General features: G+C 56.1%; 13 protein-coding genes and 1 tRNA gene. 6 read left to right on the forward strand and 8 right to left on the reverse strand.

The window, feature by feature from the left end; genetic code table 11:
- Nucleotides 1-5: 5 nt before the first annotated feature.
- A tRNA-Lys gene (locus tag F1728_RS00175) sits at nucleotides 6-78 on the reverse strand.
- A gap of 195 nt (nucleotides 79-273) precedes the next feature.
- Nucleotides 274-1,575, reverse strand: coding sequence for an O-acetylhomoserine aminocarboxypropyltransferase/cysteine synthase family protein (locus F1728_RS00180; protein WP_155362387.1), 1,302 nt, complete (start codon nucleotides 1,573-1,575; stop codon nucleotides 274-276).
- Nucleotides 1,576-1,983: 408 nt separating this feature from the next.
- Here F1728_RS00180 and F1728_RS00185 point away from each other — a divergent pair, with 408 nt between their 5' ends.
- The 3 genes from F1728_RS00185 (at nucleotide 1,984) to glmM (ending at nucleotide 5,238) form a co-directional block, all read left to right on the forward strand.
- Nucleotides 1,984-3,060 (forward strand): sialidase family protein, encoded by a 1,077-nt coding sequence (locus F1728_RS00185; RefSeq protein WP_228030429.1) that lies wholly within the window; start codon nucleotides 1,984-1,986, stop codon nucleotides 3,058-3,060.
- A 12-nt stretch (nucleotides 3,061-3,072) separates the two neighbouring features.
- Complete coding sequence (locus tag F1728_RS00190) at nucleotides 3,073-3,750, forward strand: lysophospholipid acyltransferase family protein (RefSeq protein ID WP_155362388.1); 678 nt, start codon at nucleotides 3,073-3,075, stop codon at nucleotides 3,748-3,750.
- Between the two features lie 138 nt (nucleotides 3,751-3,888).
- Nucleotides 3,889-5,238: a phosphoglucosamine mutase gene (glmM, locus tag F1728_RS00195; protein ID WP_155362389.1), complete on the forward strand. Its 1,350-nt coding sequence runs from the start codon at nucleotides 3,889-3,891 to the stop codon at nucleotides 5,236-5,238.
- A 68-nt stretch (nucleotides 5,239-5,306) separates the two neighbouring features.
- Here the strand turns inward: glmM and F1728_RS00200 are convergent, their stop codons facing one another.
- A complete protein-coding gene (locus F1728_RS00200; protein ID WP_155362390.1) occupies nucleotides 5,307-6,566 on the reverse strand; it encodes an APC family permease in 1,260 nt (419 codons plus the stop codon).
- Nucleotides 6,567-6,726: 160 nt separating this feature from the next.
- Here F1728_RS00200 and F1728_RS00205 point away from each other — a divergent pair, with 160 nt between their 5' ends.
- Nucleotides 6,727-7,761 (forward strand): N(4)-(beta-N-acetylglucosaminyl)-L-asparaginase, encoded by a 1,035-nt coding sequence (locus tag F1728_RS00205; protein ID WP_155362391.1) that lies wholly within the window; start codon nucleotides 6,727-6,729, stop codon nucleotides 7,759-7,761.
- A 29-nt stretch (nucleotides 7,762-7,790) separates the two neighbouring features.
- On the opposite strand, the gene F1728_RS00210 is transcribed toward F1728_RS00205, so the two are convergent.
- The 3 genes from F1728_RS00210 to F1728_RS00220 all read right to left on the reverse strand — a co-directional run bounded on the left by F1728_RS00210 (nucleotide 7,791) and on the right by F1728_RS00220 (nucleotide 9,551).
- Entirely contained in the window at nucleotides 7,791-8,576 is a 786-nt protein-coding gene (locus F1728_RS00210) for a heavy-metal-associated domain-containing protein (RefSeq protein WP_155362392.1), read from the reverse strand.
- A 31-nt stretch (nucleotides 8,577-8,607) separates the two neighbouring features.
- A complete protein-coding gene (locus F1728_RS00215) occupies nucleotides 8,608-9,012 on the reverse strand; it encodes a MerR family DNA-binding protein (protein WP_155362393.1) in 405 nt (134 codons plus the stop codon).
- A gap of 119 nt (nucleotides 9,013-9,131) precedes the next feature.
- Nucleotides 9,132-9,551 carry a hypothetical protein gene (locus tag F1728_RS00220; RefSeq protein ID WP_155362394.1) on the reverse strand — a complete coding sequence of 140 codons (420 nt, stop codon included), beginning with the start codon at nucleotides 9,549-9,551 and terminating at the stop codon, nucleotides 9,132-9,134.
- 314 nt (nucleotides 9,552-9,865) lie between these two features.
- Here F1728_RS00220 and F1728_RS00225 point away from each other — a divergent pair, with 314 nt between their 5' ends.
- The gene (locus F1728_RS00225; protein WP_155362395.1) at nucleotides 9,866-10,885 is read left to right on the forward strand and encodes a hypothetical protein; all 1,020 of its coding nucleotides are present in this window, start codon (nucleotides 9,866-9,868) and stop codon (nucleotides 10,883-10,885) included.
- A gap of 163 nt (nucleotides 10,886-11,048) precedes the next feature.
- On the opposite strand, the gene F1728_RS00230 is transcribed toward F1728_RS00225, so the two are convergent.
- On the reverse strand, nucleotides 11,049-12,149 hold the full coding sequence (locus F1728_RS00230; RefSeq protein WP_155362396.1) for an alpha/beta hydrolase: 1,101 nt from the start codon (nucleotides 12,147-12,149) through the stop codon (nucleotides 11,049-11,051).
- Nucleotides 12,150-12,436: 287 nt separating this feature from the next.
- Between F1728_RS00230 and F1728_RS00235 the strand changes: the two genes are divergently transcribed.
- Nucleotides 12,437-12,823 carry a potassium channel family protein gene (locus F1728_RS00235; RefSeq protein ID WP_155362397.1) on the forward strand — a complete coding sequence of 129 codons (387 nt, stop codon included), beginning with the start codon at nucleotides 12,437-12,439 and terminating at the stop codon, nucleotides 12,821-12,823.
- Here the strand turns inward: F1728_RS00235 and F1728_RS00240 are convergent.
- A complete protein-coding gene (locus F1728_RS00240; protein ID WP_155362398.1) occupies nucleotides 12,816-13,928 on the reverse strand; it encodes a C45 family autoproteolytic acyltransferase/hydolase in 1,113 nt (370 codons plus the stop codon). The genes F1728_RS00235 and F1728_RS00240 overlap by 8 nt on opposite strands.
- Nucleotides 13,929-13,934 lie beyond the last annotated feature (6 nt).

Genomic DNA, 13,934 nt, shown 5'->3' on the forward strand with positions numbered 1-13,934 from the left:
CTAAGTGCCCCCGCTAGGAATCGAACCTAGAACCTACTGATTAAGAGTCAGTTGCTCTGCCAATTGAGCTACAAGGGCGAATGAATTGTCGGCATTTTAATGAACGCTCTGGCCGTCGACAAGAGATGCGGCGGGCGTTCTGGCGGTCGATAATAAGAATTATCGTCCGCTCTGCTTGAAAACCTCGATAAAAGTTGTTTGAAAAATCAGGAACCGGGGGGAAATCCCGCGCCGGTTCCTGAGATTGTCTCGTTGGCTGAAACGTGCCGGGGATCAGATCTGATCCAGGGCCTGTTTCAGGTCGTTGATGATGTCTTCCTGATCTTCCGTACCGACCGACAACCGGATGAAGTCCGGGGTGACGCCCGAGCTGAGCTGCTCTTCGGGAGTCAGCTGCTGGTGGGTCGTGCTGGACGGATGGATGATCAGCGACTTGCTGTCGCCCACATTGGCGAGATGCGAGAACAGTTTGACGCTGTTGATCAGTTTGATGCCATTGGCCTGCTGCTGTTCCGGGGTATCCCCCTGGATGCCGAAACCGAAGACCGCACCGGAGCCTTTGGGCATGTATTTCTGCGCCAGCTTGTAATCCGGATGCGATTCGAGTCCGCTGTAGTTCACCCAGGAGACCTTGGGATGGCTTTCCAGGAACTTCGCGACGGCCAGTGCATTCTCACAGTGCCGCTCCATGCGCAGGTGCAGCGTTTCCAGTCCCTGCAAGAGCTGGAAGGCGTTGAAGGGGCTCAGCGCCGGTCCCAGATCGCGGAGGAGCTGGACCCGGATTTTGAGGATGTAGGCCAGGTTCATGGGACCAAACGTCTCATAGAATTTAAGACCGTGATAACTGGGATCGGGTTCGGTCAAACCGGGGAATTTTCCGTTGTCCCAGGGGAAGTCACCCTTTTCGACGATGATCCCGCCAATCGTGGTGCCGTGACCGCCGATGAATTTGGTACAGGAAGCGACCACGATATCTGCACCATGTTCGAACGGACGGAACAGAGCGGGGGAGGCCAGGGTGGTGTCGACGATCACAGGGATGCCGGCTTCGTGCGCGATGGCGGCGATGGCTTCGAAGTCTGCCACGTCACACCGCGGGTTGCCCAGGGCTTCGAGGTAGACGGCGCGGGTGTTCTCATCGATGGCGTTGCGGAAGTTTTCGGGATCGCTCTGATCGACGAACTTCGCTCCGATGCCGAATTTGGGGAAGGTGTAGTGGAACAGGTTGTAGGTTCCGCCATACAGGCTGGAGGAAGAAACAATGTTCTGGCCGCTCTCGACGATGTTCAGGATCGCCAGCGATTCGGCTGCCTGTCCGGAAGCGACGGCCAGGGCGCCAGCCCCGCCTTCGAGCTGTGCCAGACGTTTTTCGAGCACGTCGGTGGTGGGGTTCATCAGGCGGGTGTAGATGTTCCCGAATTCCTGCAGGCCAAACAGTCTGGCCGCGTGATCAGTATCGTTAAAGGTGTAGGAGGTCGTCTGGTAGATGGGAACGGCGCGGGAATTGGTGGCGCTGTCGGGTTCCTGACCGCCATGCAGACAGAGAGTCGCTAATTTCAATGCTTCGGCATCCATTGTCTAATAACCTTCTTATAAGGGTGTGATCTGGCTTGTTCTCAAGCACCAAAGTAATTCAGAGAACTCGATCCACGATAACGACATTGGCTGAAGTGAGCAGAATGTGCCGGGATGAGCTTCAATTGAGGCGAATTTTGCAGAGGAAAACAGCCCCTCGGAGTATCCGCCATCCTATCGATGTTGAAAGTAAAAAACAATTCGCCCGCGGCGTTCTTGTGTTTGAATGTGCCATTCCTGGAAAAGGAGTGAAATTCAACGAAAAAGAGTTAAGAAAATCAAATCTGGTGAAAAACGGGAGAAGCGAATTATTGCCAATTCCCCTTTGAGTGGGGGGATGATATCCTGAGTACTGACCATTCGATTCTCATTTCCCGTTGATACTCTGTGGTGAAGAAAGTACGACTTATGAGAGAGTTACGACCTGTGAACGTATTCCGCAACGTGTTGCCTCTGTTTCTCGTCTGTTTCGGCATGACCGCATCCACCCACGCCAACCCACCCGAAAACACCACCGCCGACCAGCCCGGCCTGGTGAAACAGGAGTTCGTGTATACCGATGCGTCGTTCCCTTCCTGCCATGCCTCGACGATTGTGGAGACACCCAAAGGCCTGGTATGTGCTTTCTTCGGCGGTACACATGAGAAGAACCCCGATGTAGAGATCTGGGTGTGCCGCAACGAGGGTGATGGCTGGACCGCTCCCGTAAGTGTCGCGGATGGCGTCGAGAGTGACTCGAAGCGGTATCCCTGCTGGAATCCGGTGCTGTTTCAGACAAAACCGGGCACGCTGCTGCTGTTTTACAAGGTCGGTCCCAATCCGAGTGAATGGTGGGGCATGCTGAAAGTCTCCCACGACAACGGCAAAACCTGGGGGGCTGCGAAACGGTTGCCAGACGGCTTTGTCGGTCCTGTTAAAAACAAACCGTTCCTGCTGGCCGACGGTACGCTGCTCTGTCCCGCGAGTACCGAACACAACGGCTGGCAGTTGCAGATGGAGTGGACTCCCGATCTCGGGAAGACCTGGCACCGGACCGGTCCGTTGAACGACGGGCACAAAATCGGTGCGATTCAGCCCTCCGTGCTCAAATATGGCGACAAGCTGCAGATTCTCTGCCGCAGCCGACAGGGGAAAATCGTTGAAGCCTGGTCGGACGACAATGGCCGTTCGTGGGGTGAAGTCACCATGACCTCGCTGCCCAACCCGAACAGCGGCACCGACGCGGTCACGCTGAAAGATGGCCGTGCCCTGCTGGTTTATAACCCGACGAAGAAAGGCCGCAGTCCGCTGCATGTCGCGGTTTCGGAAGACGGCAAACACTGGTCAACGGCCCTGGTGCTGGAAGATCAGAAGGGGGAATACTCTTACCCGGCTGTGATTCAGACCGACGACGGGAAGGTGCACATCACCTACACCTGGAAGCGGGATCTGGTCAAGCATGTGGTGCTGGACCCCAGCCAGCTCAAACTCAAAGCGATCGACTGAGAGGCGTGAGCGTTGGCTGAAGAAAAACGAGTTCCTCCCCACCGCAGGATGCTGCTCTGGCTGGTGCTGCAATGGATTCTCCAGGTGATCTTTGGAATCTGGCTGCGGTACCGGGCGCGCCATGAAGAGCGTCTGCCTGCCCAGGGAGGCGGGGTGCTGGTCAGTAATCACCAGAGTTTTCTCGATCCGCTGCTGATCGGTCTGCCCTTGAGTCGACCGATCAGCTTCATGGCGCGGGATTCCCTGTTTCGAATCCCACTGCTGGGTCCCTTCCTGCGGTACACGTATGTGATACCCATCAGCCGCCGGTCGGCGAGTTCGACCAGTTTTCGGGCCGCGATTGAGAATATCGAGAACGGAAACCTGGTGGGAATCTTCCCCGAGGGGACCCGTTCCGAAGACGGGGAGGTCCAGCGTTTCAAGCCGGGGTTTCTGGCACTGCTCAAGCGGACCGATGCCGCCATTTATCCGATTGGGATAGCGGGGGCCTACCAGGCACTGCCGCGCGGGGCGTGGTTTCTGCATCCGCGGCCGGTACGCGTGGTCTTTGGCGAACCGATCCCGGCGGCGACGGTTAAGGAGTACTGTGCGCGGGGGGCCGAGAAAGATCTGCTGGCCCTGACACAAGAGCGGGTGATCGCCTGTCAGCGCGAGGCGGCGATCTGGCTGGATCCCGAGTCGCAGGACTGATTTTGACCTGAATTCGGCCTGATTTCCGGGGGAGTCGGGATTGTCAATTCGATCAGAGTCCACTATGGTTTGCGCTACGGAATGGACGTCTTATTTTCTCGTTGACAGCACATCGTTTTTTAACAGCAGGGGCTGATTATGTCGGAACGGATTCTGAGTATTTCTGGTTTACGGGGTGTCGTGGGGAACGGTTTGACTCCCGATTACCTGACCCGCTTTGCCGCAGCGGTGGGAACGATTGCCGACCAGGGGACCGTAGTCCTCTCGCGTGACGGACGTGGCAGTGGTCGGATGGTGCGGCATGCAGTCATTTCCGGTCTGTTGGCGACGGGCTGCAAGGTGATTGACGCCGACATCGCGACAACGCCAACCTGCGGCGTACTGGTGACACATCTGAAGGCCGCCGGGGGGATCCAGATCACGGCGAGCCATAATCCGATCCCCTGGAACGGGCTCAAGCCGTTTTCACCTGAAGGTTCGGTCTACAACCAGGAGCAGGGAGAGCGGCTGCTGGATGTGCTCAACAATGAGAAGTTCAACTTTGTCTCCTGGGATCAGCTGGGAGAGGTCGAACGGTACGAGCATGCTGCAGGTCCCCATATCGAACGCGTGCTGGCGTTGATTGACCAGGCGGCGATTCAGCAGCGGAAGTTCAAAGTGGTGCTGGACTGTAACCATGGTTCGGGTGGTGTGGCGACGCCCTATCTGCTGGAAGCGCTGGGCTGTGAAGTGATTGTGCTGGGCGGTACGCCGGACGGTAATTTCGCACATACTCCCGAACCGTTGAAGGAGAACCTGACCTCACTGTGTGAGGATGTGGTCAAGCAGGGCGCGGATGCGGGCTTTGCCCAGGATCCCGATGCAGACCGACTGGCGATCGTGGATGAGACGGGGCGGTATATCGGCGAAGAGCTGACGCTGGCCCTGGGTGCCGACTACGTGCTGTCCCGGACGCCGGGACCGATTGTGGTGAATGGTTCCACCAGCCGGGTGACGGCGGATATTGCGGCGAAATATAACTGTCCCTTCTTCCGTTCCTATGTGGGCGAAGCACACGTCTGTGCGAAGATGAAGCAGGAAAAGGCGATCATCGGTGGTGAAGGGAACGGCGGGGTGATTGATCCCAAGGTCGGTTTTGTGCGGGACAGCTATGTGAGTATGGCATATGTGCTGGCTGGTCTGGCGGCTTCGAAACAGACGCTGTCCGCCTGGGCCGATTCGCTGCCGCAATACAGTATTGTGAAGAACAAAATCACCTGTCCGCGTGAAAAAGTGGCCGAAGCGTGTGCGGCGCTGGAGAAACATTTCGACTCGGCAAAGGCATCGTCGGGCGATGGCCTGCGTCTGGACTGGGACGACCGCTGGGTGCAGGTGCGGGCGAGCAACACGGAGCCGATCATCCGGGTCATCGCGGAAGCACCACAAAACGATGAGGCCCAGCAGTTGTGTGAAGCGGCGATGGAGATCGTAGGCTCGGCTGTGTCTTAAGGTTTTATTATCTACCACGGCCAGCACGAAATACACGAAAGTTTGCTGTGTTCGTCGCCCGGTTTCGTTTACGGTCCCGCATAGAAGCCCAGATGGCGGAGGCACTCAATCAGGAGCAGCAGGACGCTTAAAAGGGCGCCCAGGAATGGAATGCAGAGTGGGTAACGTGACCCCGTGGCTTTGTCGGGTTCCGTGGTGCGTTTGAGTTTGATGAGTGCGGCGTTGACCATGGTGAAGACGCAGAGCATGACGAAGCTGGTGCCCCGGGCCAGGGATTCGATGGGAAAGGCTAAGGCTAGTATCAGAACGGTGCCGGTCGCGATGCCTGTAGCCCAGAGTGGCGTGCGGGTGCTGGGGTGAACGTTTCCCAGGAATTCCGGCGCGAGTCCCTGACGTCCCATGCCATAGAGGATGCGCGACGCCATGACGACCTGCACCATCACTCCGTTGAGCACGGCGATCAGGCTGATGGCGCTGATGAGCCAGGGCGGAACCAGACCGTGCTGGCGGACGAGGTCGGTAAAGGGTGCCGAGCTGCTGCTCAGTTGATCCAGTGGTAAGGTCAGTACGGCTACCAGAGAGACGAGCAAATAGAGCGCGGTCGTGATGATCAGTGCCAGAATAATGGACCTGGGCAGCGTTCGTTCTGCCTCAGTGACTTCCTCGGCCATATTCACCATATCCTCAAAGCCGATGAAAGCATAGAAGGCCAGAAAACTGCCGAACAGGATGGTCAACCAGGCCTCCGCTGCCAAGGGGGGAATGAATTCCGGCATTCGCATCGGAACACGGATTAATTCCCCCGCGCCGCCGGCAATGACGATCAAAACGCCTGCCAGTTCGATAAAAGTAATCACTACGACCGCACCGACGGCTTCATCGACTCCGAGTGCCGCCAGAAATCCGACAGAGAGGACAAGTATTGTGATCGCCAGGAAGCCGGGTAACGCAATGAATTCGTGCAGGTAACCGACGAAGCCCCGGGCAATGGTCGCCGCGGAGACGATTCCGGTGGTCAACACGGCGAGACCTACGAGTCTCGAGAGCGTCTTGCGATTAAAGGCCGCGTGGACATAAGCGACTTCTCCGGCACTGACGGGCAGGCGGCTGGTCAGTTCTGCATAAGAGAGCGCACTGAAACTGACGATGATCGCGGAGACCAGAAATGCCAGTGGGGTCAACATGCCTGCGGAACCGGCGATTTTGCTGATCAAAACATAGATGCCTGCCCCGAGCATGGTCCCCACGCCGTAAAGGACCAGCTTCCAGAGGCTGATCGAGCGTTTGAGGGTGGCTGCGTCGACTGGTGTCTCAGGTTTTTGTTCCATATCCGCTGATCTGACACGATGAGTCTGAAGTACTGTACCTTGTACGATGCGAAAGCCTGATTATAACAGATCGGAAACGGTTCTGGTCTACTGAGAGATATTTCTCAGATGGTTCAGGAAGTGTTTGATCTTTGAATCGTTGGCTTCGTATAATCGTGGCATGACAGATCGCAGACATTTCATCAAGACGGCAGCGGGGCTGGGTGCTTCGCTTTCCCTGTTTACGAACCTGAAGGTACGCGCGCAGGAGGGACCCGCTCCCCGCCGACCTTTGATCCTGTGCAGTCGGGGTGAGGAGTGGGCCGAGAAGGTCCTGCGTCCCGGTTGGAACGTGTTCGAGAAGGGGGGCGATATTCTCGACGCGGTGGAAGAATCTGCACGGGTGACGGAACTGGATCCCGAAGATCAGTCAGTGGGCTATGGCGGCTTGCCGAACGAGGAAGGGGTGGTTCAGCTCGATGCCTGCTTCATGGATGGCCGGACGCATAACTGCGGTTCGGTGGCGGCGCTGGAGATGATTAAGACGCCGTCATCGGTGGCCCGACTGGTGATGGAGCGGACCGATCACATTCACCTGGTGGGTGAGGGGGCCCGTAAGTTTGCGCGGGCGCATGGCTTCAAGGAAGAGAACCTGCTGACGGACAAATCGCGCAAGATGTGGCTCCGCTGGAAAGAGAATCTGAGCGACAAGGACGACTGGTTCCCGCCTAAAGACGGCAATTACGATCTGGAGAAACGGCCGACCGGCACGATCAACATTCTGGCGCTGGACAGCCAAGGGGATCTGGCCGGCTGCACAACGACCTCGGGGTTGTTCGGGAAGCTGCCGGGCCGGATTGGGGATTCGCCGATTATTGGCGCGGGTCTGTATGTGGACAACGAAGTGGGTGCCGCGGGTGCGACGGGGCGGGGTGAAGAGATTCTGCGAACCTGCGGGAGCTTTTTCGTCGTGGAACAGATGCGGGCCGGGAAGAGCCCGCGTGAGGCGTGCGAAGCGTTATGTCACCGCATCGTGAAGATCAACGGCGGCCCGGAGAAGGTGAACTTCACCGATAAGATCGTGGCGATCAATAAGAATGGTGAAGCGGGCTGCTTTGCCATTCAGGGCCGGAAAGACAAGCCCCCCAAGGCGGCGGTGATAACCGCAGCGGGGATTCAGATTGTTGAGGGTGGTTATCTGATTGAGGTGGGGTAGTGGATTTCTTTCACATCACTCTCTTCACTCTAGGGCCACAGCATAAACAGGGCCATCAGGATCATGGCTGTGTTTTCGATGATCGTCACTGCGGACATGGGTAGATTGAAGACCGTTCCCAGGCAGGCACATTGAATTGCCTGACGTTTGCGGACTGCCTGCAGGACTCCGATTAAGCCGACGCCCATGACAGTGGCGGTGACGAGATTCACGATGGTCGGAAAGACGCCCAAAATGAACGCGACGCCGAGCGTGAATTCCAGAAAGGGGTAGAGCACGGCATAGAGACGCGATCGTCTGGCCACGATGTCGTAAGTCGCAAAGGCGTCTGCAAATTTGCTGACATCGAGCAGCTTGAAGAAGGCAAAACCCAGGAAGAAGCAGCCCATAAAGTAACGCATGAAGTTTTCGAGCGTCGCGCCTGTATTATGCATCGAAGTTAAAATTGCGGCGGCACCAGCCACATAGAACACGACCAGCAGCAGTGGCTTGTAGGTTGCCAGGCTGAACTTCGGTTTCTCTTCCGTAACCGGCGCAGGTTGACTCTGCAGGATTTCCAGACCGGGTCTGGGGTTCTCTACGATGGCTGCTTCGTAGCCGGCGTTCGTGACCACTTCGACCAGTTTTTCGGCAGGCTGGGCTCCGCTGACTTTCGCAGTGACCGTCTTTGCGGCGCTCGTGAGATCAGCCTTCCACTCGAGGATTTCGGGGGCCTGGTCCAGAGAGGGTTGTAGTTTGCTCAAACAGGACTGGCACTTGAGATTGGTTGATACCTTCACTTCCTGAAACTGTTCTGTTTGTTCAAGAGTCTGCATTTTATTATCTCCGTATCGGATGGATGATGGTCTATTTTTCAGAGGGAAGAATCGACAAAATGATGGGGCAGTCTTCCAGCGCCCCATGTCCCGAACACTTTTCGTAGAGTGTGTCGAGAGTGTCAGCCAGTCTTTTCAGATCGTCGATTTTCTGACGGATCTCGGACAGTTTCTGTCCCGCCAGCTGCTTGACCTCACGCTTGGAGGAACCAGGGTTGTCTGCAATGCTTAATAACTGTTCGACCTCAGCCAGCGTGAACCCCAGTTCCTGGGCCCGTTTGATAAACCGGATGCGATCGATGGCCTCCGGCGGATATTCCCGGAAGGGGGCTTTAATGCGTGGCTGGTCGACCAGACCTTTGCGTTCGTAGAAGCGTACTGTTTCGACTCCCACCCCTGCGGCCTGAGCGACACGTCCGATTGTTAATTGACTCATGTTTTACCTCCTGAAGCATTATAGACTCTGTACTATAGTACGGGGTCAAGCGGTAAAACACATTCTTCAGGGAAAATATTTTTTGACCGGGGAGGGCTCGCTGAGAAATTGAGGTACGATTAGCGATTCCAGTCGAACTTCAGCAGACGGAAGCCTGTGATTTTGAAGAAGATCGCGGAGAGGATGCTGAGGGCGACGACCGCCAGGGCGGCAGGGACGATGGCTGTGCAGAGGCCCAGGAAGGACCAGAGGCTGAATTCCGAGACTGAGAGACCGCCGCGTTGTTGTGCGATTGTGATCAGCAACAGCAGCCATGCGGAGAGTAGCGGTGTTCCCAGCAGAAACAGGAATTCGCGGGTACGAGTTGAGCCGAAGTGCTCTGCCAGAAACATCCCCAGAGCGGCTCCCAGAAAGAGGGCGACCGGATACCAGGCACCGGTGAGGACTCCCGCGATGAGCGTCAACAGCAGGACGATGCATATTCTGCCCAGGCTTGCAGGGATACTCTGGTTGGATTGAGGGGAGTTGTGACTGGTCATGATAGCCTGAAATTAAAGTGCAAAACTTGCTTTCGTTCAGGATAAATGATCTGGAGATGGTACTCAAGGTGTTTTTGGAAGAACCATGGCTGGTACAAAACACACAATAGCGAGCGATGCGGGAATAGACTACCGGGTATGCTCCTGCCAGGCTACACGCTGAGATTGACAATCATCAGCCAGTCATGGGAATCTAATTGACACTGCAAAGCCTTCAGTTATGATTAATTGGGTACATATCTTCACGTGTCAGTCACAGCTCTATCGGTCCGCCAACCCGACCAGTCTGGTCGTCAGCCGAAAGGTCAAATCCGATGCGAGGCATTTCTGGTTTTATACCGCGCCGGCTCATTACGCTCGCAATTCTTGCGGGCGTGTTTCTCTCTCCTGAGCAGACATCTGCCCAGCAGAACAAAAAGGCGGAGCTCAAGGAACACTATGTCTTTGAATTTGTGCGGGTCTTCTACACTAAAGAGGGAACGGGGGCGGTCTCTCCCATCGATGTGAACAAGAATGGTGTCTCAGACCAGGTGGAAAACGTTGCCAAGCAGGTGTGGGCGGCTCATCAACTCTTCTGCGGTGCTCTGGATTTTCCTGATCCATTCAAAAGTGACCGGTTTCAAGGTGTGAACTGTATTCAGGTCAGTATCAGGGATCGCAAGGAGATGGGGGGCCTGAACGGGATTGCTTACTCGAGTGCGCAGCGGGCGCGCAACATTCCCGAGGGAAACCCCAAGGACCGCTGTATTGTGATGGCGATTTCCAGTCAGCTCGATCCCACGAAAAACGTCACACCCACTCATGAAACGTTTCACCTGGTGCAATATGGCGCAACGCAGTTCAAAAACACCTGGTTTCTGGAAGGGATGGCACGCTGGGCCGAACATGGGACCGGGAAGGAGGGCATCGGCGAAATCAAATACTCTCCCAAAGGTCCCTGGCCGCAAATACCGGCGCATCTGGCTCAGCTGGCGAAAATGAAATCTGAGTCCGAGCACGTTTTGTGGAATCCGATTGCAGCCGGTACCGACCGAGACGGTTCTCTCTCTACACAAATGCTGGGGCAAAAACTGGCCAGTCTCACCTATGCCGATGGAACTCCTGTGCTGAGGGATCGATTTCTGCAAGGAGGGAAGGTCATGCGAGACATCATCGTTGAGCTTGGGAAGATGGATGATGTTGCATTCAAAGATCTGAAGCTTGAAAAGTGGACCGAAGAGAACCGCAGGGCTCTGGAAAACAACCCGTATATCTACAAGGCGATCATGGATGCCCTGCGTAATCAGGGAGTTAAGGTGGGCGATTACGAGATTCCAGCAGAGCTGAAACGTTAGCGGGCGGATGCTGTCGAAGTCCTCATCCCTCGTACAGGAGGTGAGTAGAACCGTTTTTCCTGTGATGCAGGCAACTCTGACATTTTCCTGCTCGCTGCGCTCGGCCCGAATTGCATTCGGGCCCACCTGTTCTAATTTCTCAGTTGGAACTGCGGGAATCTGTTTACTGCTTCAGTACCGTATCGAAGAGTTGATAGGCTTTCTGTCGTTGTTCTTCCGGGAAGTTGTGATCGCAGTCCGGGTGGTCGATGACGAGTTTGCCTTTGGCGTCCAGCAGTTCATAGATGGGCCGGGCGGCGCTCGCGCATTTGTCGACGCTTTTCCAGCGGAAGTTGGAATCGTGCAGGGGCGCGTTGACGTAGACCGGGCGGGGGGCCATGACGCCGAGCAGTTCGGTGAAATCGAAGGGGATTTCGTCGAGTCTACCGCGGTAGTCTGACATGCGGGGCATGTAGCGGATCTGGCACCAGCCTTTGCCGAAATACCAGACGCGTTCGGCGGCGTCATAATAGTCGCGATAGGAATCGAAGCCGCAGCTGCTGACGATGGCGGTGACGCGGGGATCGAAGACGGCGGTGTAGATCGCATTGTGACCGCCCAGGGAGTGTCCGATGGCGCCGACGCCCTGGCTCATATCGACTGTATCCAGGGATGCCAGCAGGTCGATGGCGCGGGAGTTGTCCCAGATGGCTTTCATCGTGCCGCTGACGAAACCGAGTTTACCCAGGTTGGGCCAGTAATTCGCGAGATGCGGATAGGCCGGTGCGATGGTGACATAGCCGCGTTCCGCGAGTTCGGCGGCGTAATTACGACCGGCGCGGCCTCCCAGTCCGAGAGCGACCTTATGGCCGACTTTGTTGTCGGTGGGATGCAGGCAGAGAACCGCGGGGACCTTATGATCCTTGCTCGCGGTGTGAGGAATACAGAGATAGGCGGGCGTACGGGAATCGGGGCCGGACTGGTAGGTAATCAGCTTGCGCGTGTAGTTGTCGAGCTTGACCTCTTCGAGGACTTCGATGTCGAGCGGAACCCGTTGATCGTCACCCGGGAAGGGGCCCATGACCGTTTCCATGCCGCGAATGATTTCCTGCCTGCGTTGTTTCCAGTCATCCGGTGTGGTGACCTTCTGAACTTTGCCAGATCCGTCACGGTACAGGAGCAGGTCATCGGGATTGAGTCGCGGTGTTTGTGCGTGGACAGTAACCGAACAGAGGACGGGGAGCAGCAGGACGGTGAGGAATGTTTTCTTGAGGGCAGAGAGCATGGATGACTCCTTGGCAGGGCAGGCGATCTTAAGTGGCAGGAGAGACGCTGTTGTTATTTAACAAAAGTAACGTCTGGGGGCAGGTGAATCAAGCGGATTGAACGTGAGCACAGCGTCGTTTGTTGTCTGGTCAGGTCCATTCTCAAGTTTCCAATCACAATTGGCAGTGCGAAAGACGAGGGAAACTCTCTGGGCAGTGTGCGTTCAAACGGGTAAACTTGGATTTCTGATGAAATCCTTCAAACCTGTTTCCACTTTTCATTAATTCGCAATTCGAGACAAGCCCCATGCTGAAGCACATCATCGAGAAACGACTGCCTTTGTTTGTTGAATTCTTCAGTTCGTTTATGCGCTACGCCTCCTATGTCCGCGAGGTCATCGTGGCCCTGCTGTTGATTCTGCTGCTGGGGGCTTTCCTGATCTGGCGGTTTGAGAACCTGAGCTTCGGCGACGCCGTCTATTTCTCGATGATTACCGGTCTGACCATCGGCTATGGTGATATTACGCCTGAGACGCCGATGGGGAAAATCATCAGCGTGGGGATTGGCCTGGTAGGGATGATTGTCGTCGGATTAGTTATTGCGATCGCGACGCGGTCCCTGCATGAGACTGCGAAACGTCACATTGATCTGGAACACGAAGCGTCAGGTTCAGAACATCACAAAACTACTTGAGATAGTCTTTGAGTTTGAAGTGCACGAAGGGCCGCTGGTAGGCTTCTTCCTGTTTTTCGGCATACGAGACCCAGAACTCCAGCGCGGTAGCGTCGTAGACGACATCCAGGATATTGCCCCCTTTGATGGGAATCTGACAGGCAATGTCCCGCAATTCCTCCGCACCGATTTTGCCATAGACTTTCTGTAACGGTTGAAACGCGCCGCGTCCTTCATCCTGGTAGACCAGGTTTTTCATGACCGCCGGCGCGAGTTCATCGGCTGGATCGTTGTCTCGCCAGATCACCAGATCGGGAGCGTGCGCCAGCATTTTAACGGCCTGACGGGTGGAGCCGTCTCCGACAACATAGTGATATTTCTTGATCCGCTTCGCCTGCTTGAAGAGATCGATGGCCTCATCCAGATTATTGGCGTCGTACATCACCTGGCGAAACAGAGTCGTAAAATGGACACCGTTCATTTCGAAGGGATAGTCCTTGCCGGGGGAATCGCCCATTTCCGACAGCACGATGCCTTTGGCATTGATTCCCGTGTTGGCGCCGAGGAATCCGGCGAAGGTGATATTCACGTGGGGAATACCCTGCTTGGGAATGTAAACCGTGATGCAGGGAAAGTCCTGGGCGCCGAGTTCCATTGTCCAGTCAAGATTGCGTGTCTGGTAAAGGTGGCCGTCTTTCGTCGCTGCGCCCCAGGCGGCGATACCACTGCAGGAATAATCCATGACGACAGGTAACGCGTGCGCCCGTTGCAGCGTTTTCAGAGGAAGGCCAGTCCCCTCAGCGAAGCCACGGAGTTCTTCTTTGAAGCGGACATCGGTATGCGGTGCAATCGCGTTCCAGGCGGCATCAAGGCGGGCATCGGAGGCACGTTCCGGTCCGGCGGCCTGTACCCTCTGCAGCAGTGAATTGATCATCTGCGTGGCTTCTTCCCGGATCAGTTTGCCCTGCTGCAAACCCATTTCATAGGGGGTGCCTGAGACCACGATGATGGGAATGCGATCGGCGCCGGTTCCGATGGAGGTTCGATAGCCTTCTGCCTGCAGATGACCGGCACGAGTAAAGCAGGCGAGAGCCAGCACGATCATAACCAGGAAGCAGCGGCGCATGATATC

Origin of the sequence: Gimesia benthica, from assembly GCF_009720525.1 — a bacterium.
Taxonomy (GTDB): Bacteria; Planctomycetota; Planctomycetia; order Planctomycetales; family Planctomycetaceae; genus Gimesia; species Gimesia benthica.

What these genes read in the sequence shown, in the direction of transcription:
- F1728_RS00210 (WP_155362392.1), bottom strand. Translation starts at nt 8,576, where the DNA reads ATGCAGACTCTTGAACAAACAGAACAGTTTCAGGAAGTGAAGGTATCA.
- F1728_RS00205 (WP_155362391.1), top strand. Translation starts at nt 6,727, where the DNA reads ATGACAGATCGCAGACATTTCATCAAGACGGCAGCGGGGCTGGGTGCT.
- F1728_RS00235 (WP_155362397.1), top strand. Translation starts at nt 12,437, where the DNA reads ATGCTGAAGCACATCATCGAGAAACGACTGCCTTTGTTTGTTGAATTC.
- F1728_RS00220 (WP_155362394.1), bottom strand. Translation starts at nt 9,551, where the DNA reads ATGACCAGTCACAACTCCCCTCAATCCAACCAGAGTATCCCTGCAAGC.
- F1728_RS00225 (WP_155362395.1), top strand. Translation starts at nt 9,866, where the DNA reads ATGCGAGGCATTTCTGGTTTTATACCGCGCCGGCTCATTACGCTCGCA.
- F1728_RS00185 (WP_228030429.1), top strand. Translation starts at nt 1,984, where the DNA reads ATGAGAGAGTTACGACCTGTGAACGTATTCCGCAACGTGTTGCCTCTG.
- F1728_RS00180 (WP_155362387.1), bottom strand. Translation starts at nt 1,575, where the DNA reads ATGGATGCCGAAGCATTGAAATTAGCGACTCTCTGTCTGCATGGCGGT.
- F1728_RS00230 (WP_155362396.1), bottom strand. Translation starts at nt 12,149, where the DNA reads ATGCTCTCTGCCCTCAAGAAAACATTCCTCACCGTCCTGCTGCTCCCC.
- F1728_RS00215 (WP_155362393.1), bottom strand. Translation starts at nt 9,012, where the DNA reads ATGAGTCAATTAACAATCGGACGTGTCGCTCAGGCCGCAGGGGTGGGA.
- F1728_RS00200 (WP_155362390.1), bottom strand. Translation starts at nt 6,566, where the DNA reads ATGGAACAAAAACCTGAGACACCAGTCGACGCAGCCACCCTCAAACGC.
- F1728_RS00240 (WP_155362398.1), bottom strand. Translation starts at nt 13,928, where the DNA reads ATGCGCCGCTGCTTCCTGGTTATGATCGTGCTGGCTCTCGCCTGCTTT.
- glmM (WP_155362389.1), top strand. Translation starts at nt 3,889, where the DNA reads ATGTCGGAACGGATTCTGAGTATTTCTGGTTTACGGGGTGTCGTGGGG.